Origin of the sequence: Buttiauxella sp. B2 (assembly GCF_006376615.1) — a bacterium.
Lineage (GTDB): Bacteria > Pseudomonadota > Gammaproteobacteria > Enterobacterales > Enterobacteriaceae > Buttiauxella.
In genome coordinates this window covers 1-18,969 of the sequence record NZ_VEXQ01000019.1, presented here as the reverse complement: position 1 = coordinate 18,969, position 18,969 = coordinate 1, and the positions used below count along the sequence as shown (strand labels likewise).

Genomic DNA, 18,969 nt, shown 5'->3' with positions numbered 1-18,969 from the left:
TAAGTGAATCTACATGGCAGACTCCTCCCCGGACGTAATTGCCGTGGTGCCGGCAGCAGGCATCGGCAGCCGTATGCAAACGGAATGTCCTAAGCAATATCTAAAAATCGGCGATAAAACTATTCTAGAACACGCGGTGGCAAGCCTGATGGCTCACCCGCGCGTGGCTCATGTCGTTATCGCCATTAACCCTACCGATAGCTGGTTTGCCTCTCTAACTCTGGCCTCAAATCCACATGTGACGGTAATTAACGGCGGCGAACAACGTGCAGATTCTGTGCTTGCCGGGCTTAATGCCGTGCAAGGTGTACCACAATGGGTACTGGTGCATGATGCAGCGCGTCCTTGTTTGCATCAGGATGATTTAGCTCGATTGCTGGCAATCACTGAGACGAGCAAAATAGGTGGCATTCTGGCTGCTCCCGTTCGCGATACCATGAAGCGCGGCGAACCGGGAAAAAGTCTGATTGCAAATACTGTTGATCGTGAAGACCTTTGGCACGCTTTAACACCACAGCTTTTCCCTCTGGAATTACTGCGTAGTTGTTTACAGCGCGCACTCGATGAACATGCCTCGATTACAGATGAAGCCTCGGCGCTTGAATATTGTGGTTTCCATCCCGAATTAATTAGCGCCCGCGCCGATAATATAAAAGTAACTCGCCCTGAAGACCTGGCGTTGGCGGAGTTTTACCTCACGCGGTTAACCCAAACGGAGAAAGAGTAATGCGCATTGGACATGGTTTTGACGTACACGCCTTTGGTGGCGCGGGCCCAATTATTATTGGCGGCGTTCGCGTGCCGTTCGAGAAAGGGTTACTCGCGCACTCCGATGGTGATGTTGCCCTACACGCATTAACGGATGCTCTGTTAGGCGCTGCCGCACTGGGTGATATTGGCAAGTTATTCCCGGACACTGACCCTGCGTTTAAAGGGGCGGACAGCCGTGAATTGTTGCGTGAAGCGTGGCGTCGTATTCAGGCGAAAGGCTACACCCTGGGCAACGTTGATGTGACCATTATTGCTCAGGCACCTAAAATGGCTCCGCACATCCCACAGATGCGCGTGTTTATTGCCGAGGATCTGGGTTGTCATATGGATGATGTGAACGTAAAAGCGACCACCACTGAAAAGCTCGGCTTTACCGGTCGTGGTGAGGGAATCGCTTGCGAAGCGGTGGCACTCCTGCATAAGGCATGTAAATAATGGATATGCAGAATTTGACGTGGCTGCACGGTAAGCCACAAGGCACAGGATTAATCAAAGCCAATCCTGAAGATTTTGTCGTTATCGAAGACTTAGGCTTTGGGCCTGATGGCGATGGCGAACACTTGTTGTTACGCATTCTGAAAAATGGCTGCAACACGCGCTTTGTTGCCGATGCGCTGGCTAAATATCTTAAAGTACAAGCTCGCGAAGTCAGCTTTGCTGGTCAGAAAGACAGGCACGCTGTGACCGAACAATGGTTTTGTGTGCGTCTGCCGGGCAAAGAAATGCCGAATATGAAAGGCTTCGAGCTTGAAGGCTGCCAGGTACAAGAATATGCCCGTCACCGTCGCAAATTGCGTTTGGGGGCTCTGAAAGGAAACAGCTTCACGCTGGTGCTGCGTAATGTTAGCGATCGAGCTGAACTAGAACAGCGCCTGAATACCATCCTGCATAACGGCGTACCGAACTATTTTGGTAGTCAACGGTTTGGTATGGGCGGTAATAACCTTCATCAGGCTTTACGCTGGGCGCAAACCAATGCGCCAATACGCGATCGCAATAAACGCAGTTTTTATCTGTCAGCTGCTCGCAGCGCCATGTTCAACCAAATCGTGAGTGAAAGGCTGAAAAAACCAGACTTTAACCACGTGATTGACGGAGATGCTTTGCAACTCGCTGGGCGCGGTAGCTGGTTTGTTGCAACGCCTGAAGAATTGCCTGAGCTGCAAACTCGTGTCGATGACGGTGAGTTACTGATTACCGCGCCGCTGCCCGGCGATGGTGCCTGGGGAACACAAAACGCCGCGCTGGCGTTTGAACAGCAATGTGTTGCCGAGGAAACTGATTTACAGGCGCTGCTGGTACGTGAGCGCGTAGAAGCGTCTCGCCGAGCGATGCTGGTGATGCCTAAAGAACTGAGCTGGAACTGGTGGGATGACACCACGGTTGAGTTAAGCTTCTGGCTACCTGCCGGGAGTTTCGCAACCAGCGTGGTACGCGAACTGATGAGTGCCCCGGGTAATTACGCAGATATCGCCGAGTAGTAGCGGAACATGGGACTGTATCGTTGCCCTGGACAAGTCGTTACGGTGGATGTTACAAAAACTGCAACAATTTCATGACAGCTGCACTAAAATCAGCAGAATGGAATAAAACAACAAAAAGAAGCTTTGTTAATCCAATATGAGAATACTTTTGAGTAACGATGACGGTGTCAATGCGCCGGGCATTCAGGTGCTGGCTGCTCGACTTAGGGAATTTGCTGAAGTTCAGGTTGTCGCCCCGGACCGTAATCGCAGTGGGGCATCAAACTCACTGACGCTCGAATCTTCATTGCGTACCTTCACGCTTGCAAACGGTGATATATCTGTGCAAATGGGCACGCCGACAGACTGCGTCTATCTCGGGGTTAACGCTTTAATGCGCCCAGCCCCAGATGTGGTGGTTTCCGGAATTAATGCCGGGCCAAATCTGGGCGATGACGTTATCTATTCCGGCACCGTTGCGGCGGCGATGGAAGGGCGTCACTTAGGTATTCCGGCGCTGGCCGTTTCATTGAACGGCTATCAGCATTATGAAACGGCTGCCGCGGTGACATGCTCCATTTTGCGAGCACTATCGCGTGAACCGCTGCGTACCGGGCGCATCCTAAATATCAATGTGCCGGATTTGCCACTTGATGAAATTAAAGGCATTCGAGTAACGCGCTGCGGCAGTCGCCATCCCTCAGATAAAGTGATTCCACAAGAAGATCCGCGTGGTAATACACTGTATTGGATTGGCCCTCCAGGTGACAAATTTGATGCCGGCCCGGATACCGATTTCGCCGCCGTTGATGAAGGCTATGTATCGGTAACACCGCTGCATGTTGATCTCACAGCCCACGGTGCGCGTGAGGTGGTCAGCCACTGGTTGAGTAAATCAGGAGTGGATGAGCAATGGTAAGCAAGCGCGTACAAGCCCTTCTCGAACAATTGCGCATTCAAGGTATCAAAGACGAAAAAGTGCTTGATGCCATTGCGCAAGTGCCACGGGAAAAATTTGTCGATGAAGCGTTTGAGCACAAAGCTTGGGAAAACACGGCATTACCCATTGGCTCCGGCCAAACCATCTCGCAACCTTATATGGTTGCAAGAATGACTGAGTTGCTTGAATTGACTCCTGAGTCCCGCGTGCTGGAAATCGGCACCGGTTCTGGATATCAAACCGCTATTCTGGCTCATCTGGTGCACCATGTTTGCTCAGTTGAGCGCATCAAAGGCCTGCAATGGCATGCCAGACGGCGTTTAAAGCAGCTCGATTTGCACAATATCTCAACCCGTCACGGTGATGGCTGGCAGGGCTGGCATGCGCGCAGTCCATTTGACGCTATTATTGTTACGGCGGCTCCGCCGGAAATCCCCAGTGAATTATTGTCGCAACTGGATGAAGGTGGAATTCTGGTTCTCCCGGTAGGCGAAGACAGGCAGTATCTGAAACGTGTTCGCCGACTGAATGGGGAATTTGTCATTGATACGGTAGAAGCTGTTCGTTTTGTACCTTTAGTAAAAGGCGAACTGGCATAACCCAGAAGTTTCTTGTTTTTTTCTAAGGGTTTTGGCGTAACGTTACGCGCAGCGAATTTTTTATATCTGGCTGTTAATGTCAGTTCTGCCGTATTTTCATAAGCATATGATTGTTTTTTTTGGGGGATAAATGAGCGCGGGAAGCCCAACTTTTACTTTACGCCGTATTGCAGCGTTGTCGCTGGTCAGCCTGTGGTTAGCTGGATGCACCAGTAATAACAGCCAGGCACCTATCAGTTCAGTGGGCGGTAGCAGTAATGCCGGCAGCAATTCTTCCGGTGGTATGCTGATAACCCAGCCACCAAAAATGTCCACCCAAAGCCAAACTCCGCAAATTCAACCTGTACAACAGCAACCGGCGATTCAACCAATGCGCACCCAACAGGTGGAATCAACACCTGTTCAGACTGAAAACGGGCGTATTGTTTATAACCGCAAGTATGGGAACATTCCGAAAGGGAGCTATGCTGGTGGCAGTACCTATACCGTGAAACGCGGTGACACTCTTTTCTACATTGCATGGATCACTGGCAACGATTTTCGTGACCTTGCGCAACGCAATAATGTCCCCGCCCCGTATGGCTTAGAAGTAGGTCAAACCCTGCAAGTAGGCAGCTCTTCTGGAACACCAATTACCGGTGGAAACGCTGTAACTGCGGCTGATGCTAGTGCACAAGGTGTTGCTCCAGTCGCTGCGCAAAATACCACCACAGTGGTTGCTTCTAAACCGGTAATTACGTATTCTGAGGATTCAGGTGAACAGAGTGCTAACAAAATGTTGCCGAATAATAAAGGTACTGCGACAGTCGTCACAGCACCGGTTACGGCACCTGTGGTTAGCTCTACTACCGTTCCAACCGCTAGCAGCACATCCGACAGCGCGCCGATTTCGACGTGGCGTTGGCCAACTGATGGCAAGGTTATTGAGAACTTCTCTGCTACTGAAGGTGGCAATAAAGGGATCGATATCGCAGGCAGCAAAGGCCAGGCTATTGTTGCTACCGCCTCAGGGCGAGTGGTTTATGCCGGTAATGCGCTGCGAGGTTACGGTAATCTAATCATCATTAAACACAATGATGATTACCTGAGTGCCTACGCCCATAACGATACAATGCTGGTCCGGGAACAACAAGAAATCACGGCGGGGCAGAAGATAGCTACCATGGGTAGCACCGGAACCAGTTCAACACGGTTACATTTTGAAATTCGTTACAAGGGGAAATCCGTCAACCCGCTACGTTATTTACCGCAGCGGTAAGCCGGCAAAGTACTTAGTGCACGAAAGCATTTAAGTGGTATCTAGGCGGCAACTGAGTGTTTCCCCAGAACTTATTAAAGTAAGTGACTGGGGTGAATGAAGGCAGCCAACACAGATATCGCTTAAAGGATAAGTGCAAGGTGCTTTGCCCAGGGATCACGGGTAGGAGCCACCTTATGAGTCAGAATACGCTGAAAGTTAACGAGTTAAATGAAGACGCGGAATATGATGAGAATGGAGTTGAGGTCTTTGACGAAAAAGTCCTCGTAGAAGAAGAACCCAGTGATAACGACATTGCCGAAGAGGAGTTGTTGTCACAGGGAGCTACTCAGCGTGTGCTTGACGCGACTCAGCTTTATCTTGGGGAGATCGGCTATTCCCCATTATTGACAGCCGAAGAAGAAGTGTATTTTGCCCGCCGCGCACTGCGTGGTGATGTCGCTTCTCGCCGTCGCATGATTGAAAGTAACTTGCGTCTGGTGGTAAAGATTGCCCGTCGTTATAGCAATCGTGGTCTGGCTCTGCTGGACTTGATTGAAGAGGGAAATCTGGGGCTAATTCGTGCCGTTGAGAAGTTCGACCCAGAGCGCGGGTTCCGTTTTTCAACGTACGCGACATGGTGGATTCGTCAGACCATCGAACGGGCAATCATGAACCAAACCCGTACGATTCGTTTGCCGATTCATATCGTGAAAGAGCTGAACGTTTATCTGCGTACTGCGCGTGAACTCTCTCATAAACTCGACCATGAGCCGAGTGCTGAAGAGATTGCCGAGCAACTGGATAAACCGGTTGATGATGTTAGCCGTATGCTGCGTCTCAACGAGCGTATTACTTCAGTAGACACCCCGCTGGGTGGTGATTCTGAAAAAGCGCTGCTGGATATTTTGGCTGATGAGAAAGACAACGGCCCGGAAGACACCACGCAAGACGATGATATGAAACAGAGCATCGTTAAGTGGTTGTTTGAACTGAACGCCAAACAGCGTGAAGTGCTGGCTCGTCGTTTTGGTCTTTTAGGCTATGAAGCTGCAACACTGGAAGATGTGGGTCGTGAAATTGGCCTGACTCGTGAACGTGTTCGTCAGATTCAGGTTGAAGGTCTGCGTCGTCTGCGTGAGATTTTGCAGACTCAGGGACTGAACATCGAAGCACTGTTCCGCGAATAACCGATTCTTCAAATAAAAAAGCGGTGACTCAGGTCACCGCTTTTTTTTGTCTAAAAACTACACCAGGCTCTTCAAGCGATAAATCCACTCAAGCGCCTGACGCGGGGACAGGGAGTCTGGATCTAATGCTTCCAGTGCCTCTATTGCAGGCGAAGTTTCTTCGGGAGCCGAAAGTAACGACATCTGCGTACCATCTACCTGCGTGGCTGCTGTGTTATTAGAAACAGTCTCAAGTTCGCGCAGTTTTTGGCGTGCACGTTTAATCACTTCTTTTGGCACTCCAGCAAGTGCGGCAACGGCCAGGCCGTAACTTTTGCTTGCTGCGCCATCTTGCACACTATGCATAAACGCGATGGTGTCACCATGTTCAATGGCATCAAGATGTACGTTCGCCACACCTTCCATTTTTTCTGGCAGCGTAGTCAGTTCAAAATAGTGAGTTGCGAACAGTGTCAGCGCTTTGATGCGATTTGCCAGGCTTTCAGCACAAGCCCAGGCTAGCGACAAACCATCATATGTTGATGTCCCGCGACCAATTTCATCCATTAGCACCAGACTGTGCTCGGTTGCGTTATGCAGAATATTTGCTGTTTCGGTCATCTCTACCATAAAGGTAGAACGTCCGGAAGCCAGATCGTCTGCTGCACCGACGCGGGTGAATATGCGGTCAATCGGTCCAATCTCTGCCTGCTGTGCAGGAACAAAACTACCAATGTATGCCAGTAACACAATCAGTGCAGACTGGCGCATATAGGTACTTTTACCGCCCATGTTTGGACCGGTAATAATCAGCATTCGCCGTTGTGGTGCAAGGCTGAGTGGGTTAGCGATAAATGGCTCGCTGAGAACTTGCTCCACCACCGGATGACGGCCACCGATAACTTTAATACCCGGTTTATCAGTCAGTTGTGGGCAGGTGTAATTCAGACTATAAGCACGTTCTGCAAGGTTAACCAGTACATCCAGTTCCGCGAGAGCGGTCGCACTTTGTTGCAACGCCTCGAGGTGGGGCAGCAGGGAATCAAATAGCTGATCGTAAAGCTGCTTTTCCAACGCCAGTGCCTTCCCTTTAGAAGTCAGCACTTTGTCTTCGTATTCTTTCAATTCAGGGATGATGTAGCGCTCGGCATTTTTCAGTGTCTGGCGGCGCACATAATGAATAGGTGCGTGATGGCTTTGGCTGCGGCTGATTTGGATGTAATAACCGTGCACGCCATTGAAACCGACTTTTAGCGTATCCAGACCCAGTTTTTCACGTTCACGGATTTCCAGTTTATCGAGGTAATCCGTTGCGCCGTCTGCCAGTGCTCGCCACTCATCTAATTCCTCGTGATAGCCCGGTGCAATCACACCGCCATCACGTACCAACACTGGCGGCGTTTCTACCACGGCGTGTTCGAGCAACTCGCGCAATTCAATGAACTCGCCCATGTTCTCACGCAGCGTTTGCACATAATCCGTTGGGATATCAGCCAGTAATTCGCGCAGTTCAGGCAGTTGCTGGAAAGCGTGGCGCATTCGCGCTAAATCGCGTGGGCGGGCAGTACGCAAAGCCAGACGCGCCAGAATACGTTCCAAATCACCAACCTGACGCAGCACTGGCTGAATTTCAGCAGTTCTGTCTTGCAGGGCAGCAATGGTCTGCTGGCGCTTTTGCAGCACGTCGACATTGCGAATTGGCATATGCAGCCAGCGTTTTAGCATACGGCTGCCCATCGGCGTGACGGTGCAGTCCAGCACTGAAGCTAGCGTGTTTTCAAAGCCACCGGACAGGTTCTGGGTAATTTCCAGATTACGACGCGTTGCCGCATCCATAATTATGCTGTCTTGCTGGCGGTCCATGGTGACGGAACGAATATGCGGCAGAGAAGTACGTTGGGTATCTTTGACATATTGCAGCAAACAACCCGCGGCGCATAACGCATGATGGGCATTTTCGACGCCAAAACCGGTCAGGTCACGAGTGCCAAATTGCATGTTTAGCTGCTGGCGGGCGGTGGAGATTTCAAATTCCCACAGTGGGCGGCGGCGTAAACCGCGGCGGCCTTCGATTAAACGCGTTTCGGCAAAATCTTCGGCGTACAACAACTCCGCAGGATTAGTGCGTTGAAGTTCAGCGGCCATGGTTTCTATATCTTCTGGCTCGGACAGGCGAAAACGCCCTGAGCTGATATCGAGTGTGGCATAACCAAAACCTTTACCGTCCTGCCAGATTGCCGCCAACAGGTTGTCCTGGCGTTCCTGTAACAACGCTTCATCGCTGATTGTGCCAGGCGTGACGATACGCACCACTTTGCGTTCGACCGGCCCTTTGCTGGTGGCTGGGTCGCCAATCTGTTCGCAAATTGCAGCTGACTCGCCAAAATTCACAAGCTTGGCTAAATAGTTTTCGATAGCGTGATGTGGCACGCCAGCCATCGGAATCGGTTCCCCAGCGGATGCTCCGCGTTTGGTCAGGGAAATGTCGAGCAGCTGAGACGCACGTTTCGCATCGTCATAAAACAACTCGTAAAAGTCGCCCATGCGATAGAACAACAGGATTTCAGGATGCTGCGCTTTCAGGCGCAGGTACTGCTGCATCATTGGGGTGTGGGCGTCGAGATTTTCCGTTGTACTCATAGTGTTTTTCTTTTTAATCCATTGAATTAAAAGTTAATTGTGATTTTTTATTATTGTTAGTGCTCACATTATCTCATGAAGCTGGTGTGTCGCGAAAAGCTTCGCTATTACACCACAGAACCATGCAATGACACATCGTCAAAGGGCAGGAAAACTTCGCGCTGACGCGCAGAGTCTGTTACTCCTATTCTGATTTTGATTTACCATAAGGAATACACCTTCTTTGTTAGTTATATGGACATCCCAACACATGCGTAACTCCGTCGCGTTACTTCCGCTTATTGTTTTACTGGCTGCGTGTAGCAGTAAACCGAAAACTGAAACTCAACCTCAGCAAACGGGTACGCCATCTGGCGGTTTCTTGTTGCAGCCACAGCATGATGTGTTTATGCAGACGGGGGATTTTGCTAACAATCCTGAAGCCGAGAAATTCATCAATAAAATGGTGAGTGAGCATGGTTTCGATCGCCAGCAATTACATGAAGTGCTTTCTCAGGCCAAAAGATTGGACTACGTTCTGCGTTTGATGGACCAACAAGCGCCAACGACGGCGCCACCTGCCGGCCCAAATGGCGCATGGTTACGCTATCGCGGCAAATTTATTACCCCAGATAACGTGCAAAATGGTGTGGCGTTCTGGAATCAATACGATGACGCTTTGAAACGTGCATTCCAGGTGTACGGTGTACCGCCGGAAATTATCGTCGGCATTATTGGTGTTGAAACGCGCTGGGGCCGTGTGATGGGCAAAACACGCATTATTGATGCGCTCGCCACTTTGTCGTTTGCTTATCCTCGTCGTGCACAATATTTCTCTGGTGAACTGGAAACGTTCCTGTTGATGGCGCGTAACGAAGGTGACGATCCGCTGGCGCTGAAAGGTTCATTTGCCGGGGCGATGGGATACGGCCAGTTCATGCCTTCTTCATTTAAAGAGTTCGCGGTTGATTTCAACGGTGACGGCCATGTGAACCTGTGGGATCCAGAAGATGCCATTGGTAGCGTGGCGAACTACTTTAAAGCGCACGGTTGGGTGAAAGGCGACTTGGTCGCGGTTCCTGCTAACGGCCAGGTTCCGGGGTTGGCTAACGGCTTTAACACCAAATACTCTGTTTCTGCACTGGCGCAATCTGGTTTAAGCCCAACGGCTTCTCTGGGAGATCATCAGGAAGCCAGTTTGTTACGTCTGGATATGGGTGAGCGTTACCAGTACTGGTACGGTTTGCCAAACTTTTACGCTATTACGCGTTACAACCACAGCACGCATTATGCGATGGCGGTCTGGCAGTTAGGCCAGACAGTCGCGCTGGCCCGCGTTCAGTAGCTCATGCAGTAACCGAAAAATAATCGCCCCGTTTTGGGGCGATTTGCCTTATCCACTCCTGAAGTTGATTGCTAATTGAACAAGTGCGCCTCGGGTTTATCGAGGTTTAAATCAGGAATTTACAATGTACTCAATATAATTTATGTTATGTTATAACAAATCATATTGAGTGTGTCCCCAATGTCTGTAACTTCCCCGCGTACGCTTTTCTGCGCGTCTGCATTGTTACGTGCAGGCGGTGTGCTAATTGTGCTGTGTGTTCTTTGGCTTACAGTCCTGTGGGCGGTAGCACTGCCATGATTGAGCTGCAACATGTTGTGTTGGGCTATCAGGGTAAAGCGGTGGCTTCGCCTTTGTCCGGGAAATTTTGCGCGGGCAGTATGACGGCGGTTATCGGCGCAAACGGCACGGGTAAGTCAACGTTATTGAAAACGTTGCTAGGGTTTCATGTGCCTCTGATGGGAAAGATTACATTCACCACCGGGACCACACCGCGAACAGCATGGCTGCCACAGCTAGCTGAAATGGACCGTCAGTTCCCCGCCACGATATACGATGTGGTGAGTATGGGAAATTGGCCGGCACGAGGCATTTTCACAAGTCTGACTCATCGCCACAGACAGCACGTGATGGAAGTTATCGATCGCGTTGGGCTCAGCGAAATGTGCAAGCAGCCCATTGAAATCCTTTCTGGCGGCCAGTTTCAGCGCATGCTGTTTGCACGCCTGCTTATTCAGAATGCCCCGTTGGTGCTGCTTGATGAGCCATTCACCGGCGTCGATACCCAAACAACGCAATTTTTGATGACGTTAATCCGCCAGATGCACGAGTCTGGGCAAACGGTGATTACGGTTCTGCATGATAACGAGCTCGTAGAACGCTTCTTTCCCGAAGTCTTACTGCTTGGCCCTGAAGCATGTCATTGGGGACCAATCCAACAGGTGTTGCCTCGTTATCATCCTACGGGCCGGAGTCTGGTATTAACTTCATGATTTATCATTTCTTCTTTGAACCATTTATTGCTTACGGCTTTATGCGGCGTGCACTAGTTGCGTGCCTGGCATTATCTATTAGTACAGCTCCGCTGGGGATCTTCCTGCTGCTGCGGCGCATGAGTCTGGTGGGAGATGCGCTTTCTCACGCTATTTTACCTGGCGTTGCGGTGGGATATTTACTGGCAGGTATGTCTCTGGTCGCGATGGGTGTTGGCGGCTTTGTTGCCGGCGTGCTGGTGGCATTAATTTCGGGGCTGGTAAGTTCGCGCACTAATCTTAAAGAAGATGCTAGTTTTGCAGGGTTTTATCTCGGGTCGCTGGCGTTGGGCGTTACCTTGATTTCGCTACGTGGCTCCAGTGTTGACCTCCTTCATCTGCTATTCGGTTCTATTCTGGCGGTGGATAACCAATCCACGATTTTTGTCGGTGTGATTGCCAGCGTGACGTTGCTGATTCTGGCCGGTTTGTACCGAGGTTTGGTGATGGAAACCTTTGACCGCAGCTTTTTGCAGGTCAATAACCGCCTGGCCCCACATCTGATTCACGGTGCTTTTCTTGCACTGTTGGTGCTTAACTTGGTCGCCGGATTTCAAATCCTCGGCACGCTAATGTCGGTCGGTCTGATGATGCTACCTGCGGTGTCGGCACGTTGTTGGGCGAAAACATTACCCGGCGCGATGTGCATCGCTGTTGTCTTAGGGTTGTTATCAGCCTGGATTGGGCTTGCCTGGTCTTTTGCTTCCGCACTCCCGGCAGGGCCTGCCATCGTTTTGACGGCAAGCGTTGGCTTCTTTATCTCGATATTTTTTGGTTCGCGCAGCGGGCTGGCACGCAGTCTTTGTAAAGACTGGATAACAACAGGCAAGGGGATTAAATGAAACGTTTTGGGATGATGATGTCATTGGTGCTGGCTTGTTCTAGCCAAGCGGCGTTGGCGAAAAATTTAAATGTCGTCGCCAGTTTTACAGTGCTGGCGGATATGGCGAAGCAAATAGGTGGTGATCATGTCACGGTGAAAAGTTTGGTGGGACCGGACGGAGATCCACACAGCTTTGAACCATCACCGCAGGATAGCGTGGCACTGAGCAAAGCTGATGTGGTTATCGTAAGTGGGCTGGGCATGGAAGGGTGGATGGATAGACTGGTGAGTGCATCGGGCTATAAAGGGAAAGTCATTGTTGCCTCTGAGGGAATCTCCACTCGTAGCATGGCACAAGACGGTAAACAAATTACCGACCCTCATGCCTGGAACAGTGCTGAGAACGGCGCAATCTACGCGCAGAATATTATGAAGGCGCTTATAGCGGCTGATCCACAAGACGCCTCGGCAATGAGTGAAAGTGGTTCCGAGTATGCGACACGCCTGAAATTACTGGATAGCTGGGCAAAAACTCGTTTTGAATCTATCCCGAAATCACACCGTAAAGTGCTCACCAGCCATGATGCTTTCGGTTATTTTGGCCAGGAGTATGGCGTAACATTCCTTGCGCCTGTTGGTTTCTCAACCGAGGCTGAAGCCAATGCCAGTGATGTTGCTGCACTCATAAAGCAGATTAAAAACCAACACATCAAAACTTACTTTATTGAGAACCAGACCGATCCACGTCTTGTAAAACAGATTGCAGCCGCGAGCGGCGCACAGCCAGGTGGTGAGCTTTATCCTGAAGCACTTTCTGCCGCTTCGGGACCCGCCAGCACCTATGAGGTGGCGTTCAAACATAATGTGGATACCATCGCCAACAGCATGAAGTGATTTTATCGGCCAGTATTCGCTGGCTGTTCTTTTTCTGGAACCGCCTCGTATTATCTAATGTAATCCTCTGAAAGTATGGTTAAGTGCTATCGTGTAGCCCTGCGATGTGTCTACAATCGGAGCCAACATGACAGATAAAACATTACGTCAATTAAGCCACAAGGTCGGCGAAGCGCTTGGGTGCCTCGGGGCCACGGTTACGACGGCCGAATCTTGTACCGGCGGCTGGATTGCTAAAACGATTACCGATATTTCAGGCAGTTCCGCTTGGTTTGAACGCGGCTTTGTTACCTACAGTAATGAGGCCAAGCATCAAATGATTGGCGTTGACAACGGCACGCTTGAAACACACGGTGCGGTGAGTGAAGCCGTAGTCCGTGAAATGGCTCAGGGCGCATTAGATGCAGCGGCTGCGGATTACGCGGTTGCCGTCAGCGGTATTGCGGGGCCAAATGGCGGCAGTGACGAAAAACCTGTCGGCACGGTGTGGTTTGGTTTTGCTTCAAAGTCTGCTGGCACGGTTGCTTGCCATCAGGTTTTTAAAGGTGACCGTGATACCGTTCGACGCCAGGCCACGGAATATGCACTGCAAACCCTGTGGGAAGAATTTCTCAAAAATAAGCTTGATACTGTATGACCATACAGTATAATTGGCACAACAAAACAGCATAGTAAGCAGCGTGGCGCATTCGTGTATCACCCTGCATGACAGGAGTAAAAATGGCTATCGACGAAAACAAACAGAAGGCGTTAGCGGCAGCACTTGGCCAAATTGAAAAACAATTCGGTAAAGGCTCCATCATGCGTCTGGGTGAAGACCGTACCATGGATGTGGAAACGATCTCTACCGGTTCACTTTCACTGGATATTGCTCTGGGGGCCGGTGGCCTGCCAATGGGTCGTATCGTTGAAATCTACGGACCAGAGTCTTCTGGTAAAACAACGCTGACTTTGCAAGTTATCGCTGCCGCTCAACGTGAAGGTAAAACGTGTGCGTTTATTGATGCCGAGCACGCTCTGGATCCAGTTTACGCTAAGAAACTGGGCGTAGATATTGACAACCTGTTGTGTTCACAGCCAGATACGGGCGAACAAGCGCTGGAAATCTGTGATGCTCTGGCACGTTCTGGAGCAGTCGACGTACTCGTTGTTGACTCCGTTGCTGCGCTGACACCAAAAGCCGAAATTGAAGGCGAAATCGGTGACTCTCACATGGGCCTTGCGGCGCGAATGATGAGCCAGGCAATGCGTAAACTTGCGGGTAACCTCAAGCAGTCCAACACATTGCTTATCTTCATCAACCAAATTCGTATGAAAATTGGTGTAATGTTCGGTAACCCGGAAACCACCACTGGTGGTAACGCACTGAAGTTTTATGCTTCTGTCCGTCTCGACATCCGCCGCATCGGTGCAGTGAAAGATGGCGATAACGTGGTGGGTAGTGAAACCCGCGTTAAAGTCGTTAAAAACAAAATTGCTGCACCGTTTAAACAAGCTGAATTCCAGATCATGTACGGCGAAGGTATCAACTTCTACGGTGAGCTGGTTGACTTGGGCGTGAAACACAAGCTGATTGAAAAAGCAGGTGCCTGGTATAGCTACAACGGTGAGAAGATTGGCCAGGGCAAATCAAACGCCAGCAACTTCCTAAAAGAGAACAAGCCAATGGCTGTTGAAATTGAGAAGAAACTGCGCGATATGCTGCTGAATAATCAAGATGGCACGCCAGACTTCGTGGTTGATGACCACGACAAAAATGTTGCTGAAACCAACGAAGACTTCTAAGTCCCATCAAGGGCTGCTACGGCAGCCCTTTTTTATTTCAGCCTTAACATATTTCTCTCATAAACAGGTTATCTGCTATGCCTGATGCTACTCCTCCTCCTCGTCGCAATGCTTACTCCCGCTTATTAGACAAAGCCACTCGCATACTGGCGATGCGCGACCACAGCGAACAAGAACTCCGTCGTAAACTTTCTGCCCAACCCTCGTTCCCTGGAAAGCCCAAATCGGAGGAAGACCCTTTTACACCGGAAGATATCGAAAAAGTTATCGCCTGGTGTTACGAACATCGTTGGTTGGACGACGAACAGTTCGCCTCCCGCTTCATTGCTAGCCGTAGCCGTAAAGGTTATGGCCCACAACGTATTCGCCAGGAATTGCAAAGCAAGGGCGTTGAGCGTGCTACGGGTGAAACAGCGATGATGAATTGTGAAGTAGACTGGCAAGCTATGGCGCGGGAAATCGCCGAGCGGAAATTTGGTGAACCCCTCCCAACAGAATGGAAAGAGCGGGCTAAAGTGCAACGTTTTTTGATGTATCGTGGCTTCTTTATGGAAGATATCCAGTACATATACCGAAATTTTGCCGATTAGCCTCAAGAGAGATTTTACTTCCCTGATAAGAAAACTTATCTTATTCCCACTTTTTCCAGGTAAACAGGTCATGGCCAAAGTATCAAAATTGGCGATATCCGGTTTACAACTCCTCGTTAGCTTGATTTCAGGATAATTATGAGCAAGAGCACCGCTGAGATCCGTCAGGCGTTTCTCGATTTTTTCCATAGTAAAGGTCACCAGGTTGTAGCGAGCAGCTCCCTGGTTCCGAATAACGATCCTACTTTGCTGTTTACTAATGCCGGGATGAACCAGTTCAAGGATGTTTTCCTTGGTCTCGACAAACGTAATTATTCCCGTGCAACAACGTCTCAACGTTGTGTCCGCGCTGGTGGTAAACACAATGATCTGGAAAATGTCGGCTACACCGCCCGTCACCACACTTTCTTTGAAATGCTGGGTAACTTCAGCTTCGGTGACTATTTCAAACACGATGCCATCAACTTCGCCTGGGAATTATTGACCGGCGAACAGTGGTTTAATCTGCCAAAAGATCGTCTATGGGTCACGGTTTACGAGACTGACGACGAAGCGTTTGAAATCTGGGAAAAAGAAGTTGGCGTTCCACGTGAACGTATTATTCGCATTGGCGATAATAAAGGTGCTGCCTATGCCTCTGACAACTTCTGGCAGATGGGTGACACCGGCCCTTGCGGCCCATGTACCGAGATTTTCTTCGACCATGGCGACCACATTTGGGGTGGCCCTCCGGGCAGCGCTGAAGAAGATGGCGACCGCTATATTGAAATCTGGAACCTCGTATTCATGCAGTTCAACCGTCAGCAGGATGGCACTATGCTGCCACTGCCGAAGCCGTCGGTTGATACCGGTATGGGGCTGGAGCGTATCGCTGCCGTTCTGCAACACGTTAACTCCAACTACGAAATCGACCTATTCAGCAAACTGATTCAGTCTGTTGCCAAAGTAACGGATGCTACCGATCTAACCAGCAAATCGTTACGTGTTATCGCTGACCATATTCGTTCTTGCGCATTCCTGGTTGCAGATGGTGTGACACCATCTAACGAAGGCCGTGGCTATGTGCTGCGTCGTATCATTCGTCGCGCAATCCGTCATGGCAACATGCTGGGCGCGAAAGAAACCTTCTTCTACAAACTTGTTGGCCCATTGGTTGAAGTAATGGGTGCTGCGGGTGAAGAACTGCAACGTCAGCAAGCGCTGGTGGAACAGGTTCTGAAAACCGAAGAAGAACAGTTTGCTCGTACGCTTGAGCGTGGTCTGGCACTGTTGGATGAAGAACTGGCTAACCTAAAAGGCGATACTTTGGATGGCGAAACTGCTTTCCGTTTGTATGACACCTACGGTTTCCCTGTTGACCTGACGGCGGATGTTTGCCGTGAGCGCAATCTTAAAGTTGATGAAGCTGGCTTCGAAGCTGCAATGGAAGAACAACGCCGCCGTGCGCGTGAGTCCAGCGGTTTTGGTGCGGACTACAACAGCATGATTCGTGTAGATTCCGCTTCAGCCTTTAAAGGTTACGACCACACAGATTTAACTGCAAAAGTTGTTGCTCTGTTCGTTGACGGTAAAGCTGTTGAGCAGATATGCGCAGGCCAGGAAGCGGTTGTGATCCTGAATGAGACACCATTCTATGCAGAGTCTGGTGGCCAGGTTGGCGATAAAGGCGTGATTAAAGGTAACGGTGTGGACTTTGCCGTTAACGATACACAGAAATATGGCCAGGCAATTGGTCACCTCGGCAAACTGGTTGCGGGTGTTGTGAAAGTGGGTGACAGTGTAAAAGCTGAAGTTGATGAAGAGCGTCGTTCACGCATTCGTCTGAACCACTCTGCAACCCACTTGCTGCATGCTGCATTGCGCCAGGTTCTGGGCACACACGTTGCGCAGAAAGGCTCTTTGGTTAACGACAAAGGCCTGCGTTTTGACTTCTCGCATTTCGAAGCAATGAAACCAGCAGAAGTTCGTACAGTAGAAGATATTGTTAACGCACAGATTCGTCGCAATTTGCCAGTCGAAACCAACGTCATGGATCTGGAAACGGCTAAAGCTAAAGGTGCAATGGCGCTGTTTGGCGAGAAATATGATGACCACGTACGCGTTCTGAGCATGGGTGATTTTTCTACCGAATTGTGTGGTGGTATCCATGCAAGCCGTACGGGTGATATCGGTCTGTTCAGCATCATTGCGGAATCCGGCACTGCTGCCGGGGTGCGTCGTATCGAAGCGGTTACCGGTGAAGGTGCGTTGGCAAATCTGCATGCGCAAAGCGAACAGCTCCATGATATTGCACAATTGCTTAAAGGCGACAGCCAGAATCTGAACGAGAAAGTGCGTTCAGTGCTGGAACGAACTCGCCAGCTTGAGAAAGAATTGCAGCAGTTAAAAGAACAGCAGGCTGTGCAGGAGAGTGCAAATCTTTCCAGCAAAGCTGTCGATGTGAAAGGCGTGAAACTCCTGGTGAGTGAGCTTGCCAACGTCGAACCGAAGATGCTGCGTACAATGGTTGATGATCTGAAAAATCAGCTGGGTTCGGCAATCATTGTTTTGGCGACGGTGTCAGACGGTAAGGTTTCTCTGATTGCTGGTGTCTCTAAAGATGTTACCGACCGCGTGAAAGCGGGGGAACTGATTGGGGTTATCGCACAGCAAGTCGGAGGCAAAGGGGGCGGTCGTCCAGATATGGCTCAGGCCGGTGGTACAGACACGGCAGCACTGCCGGATGCTCTGGCCGGTGTTGAAGCTTGGGTCTCGGCAAAGCTCTAAGTAAAAAAATAAAGTGTAGACAGACGCCATAACTCATTCAGGTTATGGCGTCATCTTAATCTACGCACACTCAATAATGATAAAGTCAGGTTAAAGTCACGTATATCGGCTAGACTTAGTCATAACAGAATGTATGGTCGTGACCACTAACACTTTATGTGTTTGTCACCACTTACTTTTTGGCGTATATGATGGAGAATGCCGGGATACAGAGAGACCCGACTCTTTTAATCTTTCAAGGAGCAAAGAATGCTGATTCTAACTCGTCGAGTTGGTGAGACCCTCATGATTGGGGATGAGGTGACCGTGACAGTACTTGGGGTAAAAGGCAACCAGGTTCGTATTGGTGTTAACGCCCCTAAGGAAGTTTCTGTGCACCGTGAAGAGATCTACCAACGTATCCAGGCTGAAAAATCGCAACAAACGAGTTACTAAAGTTACTGCGTCTCGCTAAATACTGGCGAGACGCTTCCTTTAGCACACCATTTTCTTCGCTTTACCTCGTTAAACTTCCCAAATCTTCCGATATAGCCGTAACTTCTAAGTTTTCCAAAACGCTTTCTTTTGCGTATTACCCGTATCTTGCCTGTTGATAAAACACTCTTTTTGTCGTCAATTTGCCCGAATTGTGCGTGAAGTGTGCAATTAAAAATTAGTTGGGAAAAATTGTTTGACTTATAAGTGCGGGAAAGTAATATGTGCGCCACGCAGTGCCGATGAGCAGAAACATGTTTGACGGTACGACTCGCAAGAGGCGTGTGGTGAGGTGGCCGAGAGGCTGAAGGCGCTCCCCTGCTAAGGGAGTATGCGGTCAAAAGCTGCATCCGGGGTTCGAATCCCCGCCTCACCGCCATTTTGCACCCATAGCTCAGCTGGATAGAGTACTCGGCTACGAACCGAGCGGTCGGAAGTTCGAATCTTCCTGGGTGCACCATCT

General features: G+C 50.0%; 17 protein-coding genes and 2 tRNA genes. 18 read left to right on the top strand and 1 reads right to left on the bottom strand.

Annotated features, from left to right (window positions below; genetic code table 11):
* The first annotated feature begins 13 nt into the window (after nt 1-13).
* The 7 genes from ispD (at nt 14) to rpoS (ending at nt 6,200) form a co-directional block, all read left to right on the top strand.
* Nucleotides 14-727: a 2-C-methyl-D-erythritol 4-phosphate cytidylyltransferase gene (gene ispD / locus FH968_RS18110; protein ID WP_139882145.1), complete on the top strand. Its 714-nt coding sequence runs from the start codon at nt 14-16 to the stop codon at nt 725-727.
* A complete protein-coding gene (gene ispF, locus FH968_RS18105) occupies nt 727-1,206 on the top strand; it encodes a 2-C-methyl-D-erythritol 2,4-cyclodiphosphate synthase (RefSeq protein ID WP_139882144.1) in 480 nt (159 codons plus the stop codon). The genes ispD and ispF overlap by 1 nt, the downstream gene beginning before the upstream one ends.
* A complete protein-coding gene (gene truD / locus FH968_RS18100; RefSeq protein ID WP_370451530.1) occupies nt 1,206-2,252 on the top strand; it encodes a tRNA pseudouridine(13) synthase TruD in 1,047 nt (348 codons plus the stop codon). The genes ispF and truD overlap by 1 nt, the downstream gene beginning before the upstream one ends.
* 139 nt (nt 2,253-2,391) lie before the next feature.
* Nucleotides 2,392-3,153: a 5'/3'-nucleotidase SurE gene (gene surE, locus FH968_RS18095; protein WP_139882142.1), complete on the top strand. Its 762-nt coding sequence runs from the start codon at nt 2,392-2,394 to the stop codon at nt 3,151-3,153.
* Nucleotides 3,147-3,773 carry a protein-L-isoaspartate(D-aspartate) O-methyltransferase gene (locus FH968_RS18090; protein ID WP_139882141.1) on the top strand — a complete coding sequence of 209 codons (627 nt, stop codon included), beginning with the start codon at nt 3,147-3,149 and terminating at the stop codon, nt 3,771-3,773. Before surE ends, FH968_RS18090 begins: the two co-directional genes overlap by 7 nt.
* A gap of 130 nt (nt 3,774-3,903) precedes the next feature.
* Nucleotides 3,904-5,031, top strand: a complete 1,128-nt coding sequence (gene nlpD, locus FH968_RS18085) for a murein hydrolase activator NlpD (RefSeq protein WP_139882140.1) — start codon at nt 3,904-3,906, stop codon at nt 5,029-5,031.
* Between the two features lie 176 nt (nt 5,032-5,207).
* Nucleotides 5,208-6,200, top strand: coding sequence for an RNA polymerase sigma factor RpoS (rpoS, locus tag FH968_RS18080; RefSeq protein WP_139882139.1), 993 nt, complete (start codon nt 5,208-5,210; stop codon nt 6,198-6,200).
* A 57-nt stretch (nt 6,201-6,257) separates the two neighbouring features.
* On the opposite strand, the gene mutS is transcribed toward rpoS, so the two are convergent.
* Nucleotides 6,258-8,819 carry a DNA mismatch repair protein MutS gene (gene mutS, locus FH968_RS18075; protein ID WP_139882138.1) on the bottom strand — a complete coding sequence of 854 codons (2,562 nt, stop codon included), beginning with the start codon at nt 8,817-8,819 and terminating at the stop codon, nt 6,258-6,260.
* Between the two features lie 250 nt (nt 8,820-9,069).
* Between mutS and mltB the strand changes: the two genes are divergently transcribed.
* The 11 genes from mltB (at nt 9,070) to FH968_RS18020 (ending at nt 18,966) form a co-directional block, all read left to right on the top strand.
* Nucleotides 9,070-10,143, top strand: coding sequence for a lytic murein transglycosylase B (gene mltB, locus FH968_RS18070; protein ID WP_139882137.1), 1,074 nt, complete (start codon nt 9,070-9,072; stop codon nt 10,141-10,143).
* Between the two features lie 263 nt (nt 10,144-10,406).
* Entirely contained in the window at nt 10,407-11,135 is a 729-nt protein-coding gene (locus FH968_RS18065; protein ID WP_370451529.1) for a metal ABC transporter ATP-binding protein, read from the top strand.
* On the top strand, nt 11,132-12,016 hold the full coding sequence (locus tag FH968_RS18060; protein ID WP_139882135.1) for a metal ABC transporter permease: 885 nt from the start codon (nt 11,132-11,134) through the stop codon (nt 12,014-12,016). Before FH968_RS18065 ends, FH968_RS18060 begins: the two co-directional genes overlap by 4 nt.
* Nucleotides 12,013-12,891 carry a metal ABC transporter substrate-binding protein gene (locus FH968_RS18055; RefSeq protein WP_139882133.1) on the top strand — a complete coding sequence of 293 codons (879 nt, stop codon included), beginning with the start codon at nt 12,013-12,015 and terminating at the stop codon, nt 12,889-12,891. Before FH968_RS18060 ends, FH968_RS18055 begins: the two co-directional genes overlap by 4 nt.
* A gap of 127 nt (nt 12,892-13,018) precedes the next feature.
* The gene (pncC, locus tag FH968_RS18050) at nt 13,019-13,528 is read left to right on the top strand and encodes a nicotinamide-nucleotide amidase (protein WP_139882131.1); all 510 of its coding nucleotides are present in this window, start codon (nt 13,019-13,021) and stop codon (nt 13,526-13,528) included.
* Between the two features lie 83 nt (nt 13,529-13,611).
* Nucleotides 13,612-14,676 carry a recombinase RecA gene (gene recA / locus FH968_RS18045; protein ID WP_139882129.1) on the top strand — a complete coding sequence of 355 codons (1,065 nt, stop codon included), beginning with the start codon at nt 13,612-13,614 and terminating at the stop codon, nt 14,674-14,676.
* Nucleotides 14,677-14,753: 77 nt separating this feature from the next.
* Complete coding sequence (gene recX / locus FH968_RS18040; RefSeq protein ID WP_139882127.1) at nt 14,754-15,266, top strand: recombination regulator RecX; 513 nt, start codon at nt 14,754-14,756, stop codon at nt 15,264-15,266.
* A gap of 138 nt (nt 15,267-15,404) precedes the next feature.
* Nucleotides 15,405-18,032, top strand: coding sequence for an alanine--tRNA ligase (gene alaS / locus FH968_RS18035; RefSeq protein WP_139882125.1), 2,628 nt, complete (start codon nt 15,405-15,407; stop codon nt 18,030-18,032).
* A gap of 249 nt (nt 18,033-18,281) precedes the next feature.
* Nucleotides 18,282-18,467 (top strand): carbon storage regulator CsrA, encoded by a 186-nt coding sequence (gene csrA / locus FH968_RS18030; protein WP_013574027.1) that lies wholly within the window; start codon nt 18,282-18,284, stop codon nt 18,465-18,467.
* A 325-nt stretch (nt 18,468-18,792) separates the two neighbouring features.
* Nucleotides 18,793-18,885, top strand: a tRNA-Ser gene (locus tag FH968_RS18025).
* 4 nt (nt 18,886-18,889) lie between these two features.
* A tRNA-Arg gene (locus FH968_RS18020) sits at nt 18,890-18,966 on the top strand.
* The last annotated feature ends 3 nt before the right edge of the window (nt 18,967-18,969 follow it).

Excerpts from the sequence above, each read along its gene's own strand:
- ispD (WP_139882145.1), top strand. The coding sequence starts at position 14 with ATGGCAGACTCCTCCCCGGACGTAATTGCCGTGGTGCCGGCAGCAGGC.
- ispF (WP_139882144.1), top strand. The coding sequence starts at position 727 with ATGCGCATTGGACATGGTTTTGACGTACACGCCTTTGGTGGCGCGGGC.
- truD (WP_370451530.1), top strand. The coding sequence starts at position 1,206 with ATGGATATGCAGAATTTGACGTGGCTGCACGGTAAGCCACAAGGCACA.
- surE (WP_139882142.1), top strand. The coding sequence starts at position 2,392 with ATGAGAATACTTTTGAGTAACGATGACGGTGTCAATGCGCCGGGCATT.
- FH968_RS18090 (WP_139882141.1), top strand. The coding sequence starts at position 3,147 with ATGGTAAGCAAGCGCGTACAAGCCCTTCTCGAACAATTGCGCATTCAA.
- nlpD (WP_139882140.1), top strand. The coding sequence starts at position 3,904 with ATGAGCGCGGGAAGCCCAACTTTTACTTTACGCCGTATTGCAGCGTTG.
- rpoS (WP_139882139.1), top strand. The coding sequence starts at position 5,208 with ATGAGTCAGAATACGCTGAAAGTTAACGAGTTAAATGAAGACGCGGAA.
- mutS (WP_139882138.1), bottom strand. The coding sequence starts at position 8,819 with ATGAGTACAACGGAAAATCTCGACGCCCACACCCCAATGATGCAGCAG.
- mltB (WP_139882137.1), top strand. The coding sequence starts at position 9,070 with ATGCGTAACTCCGTCGCGTTACTTCCGCTTATTGTTTTACTGGCTGCG.
- FH968_RS18060 (WP_139882135.1), top strand. The coding sequence starts at position 11,132 with ATGATTTATCATTTCTTCTTTGAACCATTTATTGCTTACGGCTTTATG.
- FH968_RS18055 (WP_139882133.1), top strand. The coding sequence starts at position 12,013 with ATGAAACGTTTTGGGATGATGATGTCATTGGTGCTGGCTTGTTCTAGC.
- pncC (WP_139882131.1), top strand. The coding sequence starts at position 13,019 with ATGACAGATAAAACATTACGTCAATTAAGCCACAAGGTCGGCGAAGCG.
- recA (WP_139882129.1), top strand. The coding sequence starts at position 13,612 with ATGGCTATCGACGAAAACAAACAGAAGGCGTTAGCGGCAGCACTTGGC.
- recX (WP_139882127.1), top strand. The coding sequence starts at position 14,754 with ATGCCTGATGCTACTCCTCCTCCTCGTCGCAATGCTTACTCCCGCTTA.
- alaS (WP_139882125.1), top strand. The coding sequence starts at position 15,405 with ATGAGCAAGAGCACCGCTGAGATCCGTCAGGCGTTTCTCGATTTTTTC.
- csrA (WP_013574027.1), top strand. The coding sequence starts at position 18,282 with ATGCTGATTCTAACTCGTCGAGTTGGTGAGACCCTCATGATTGGGGAT.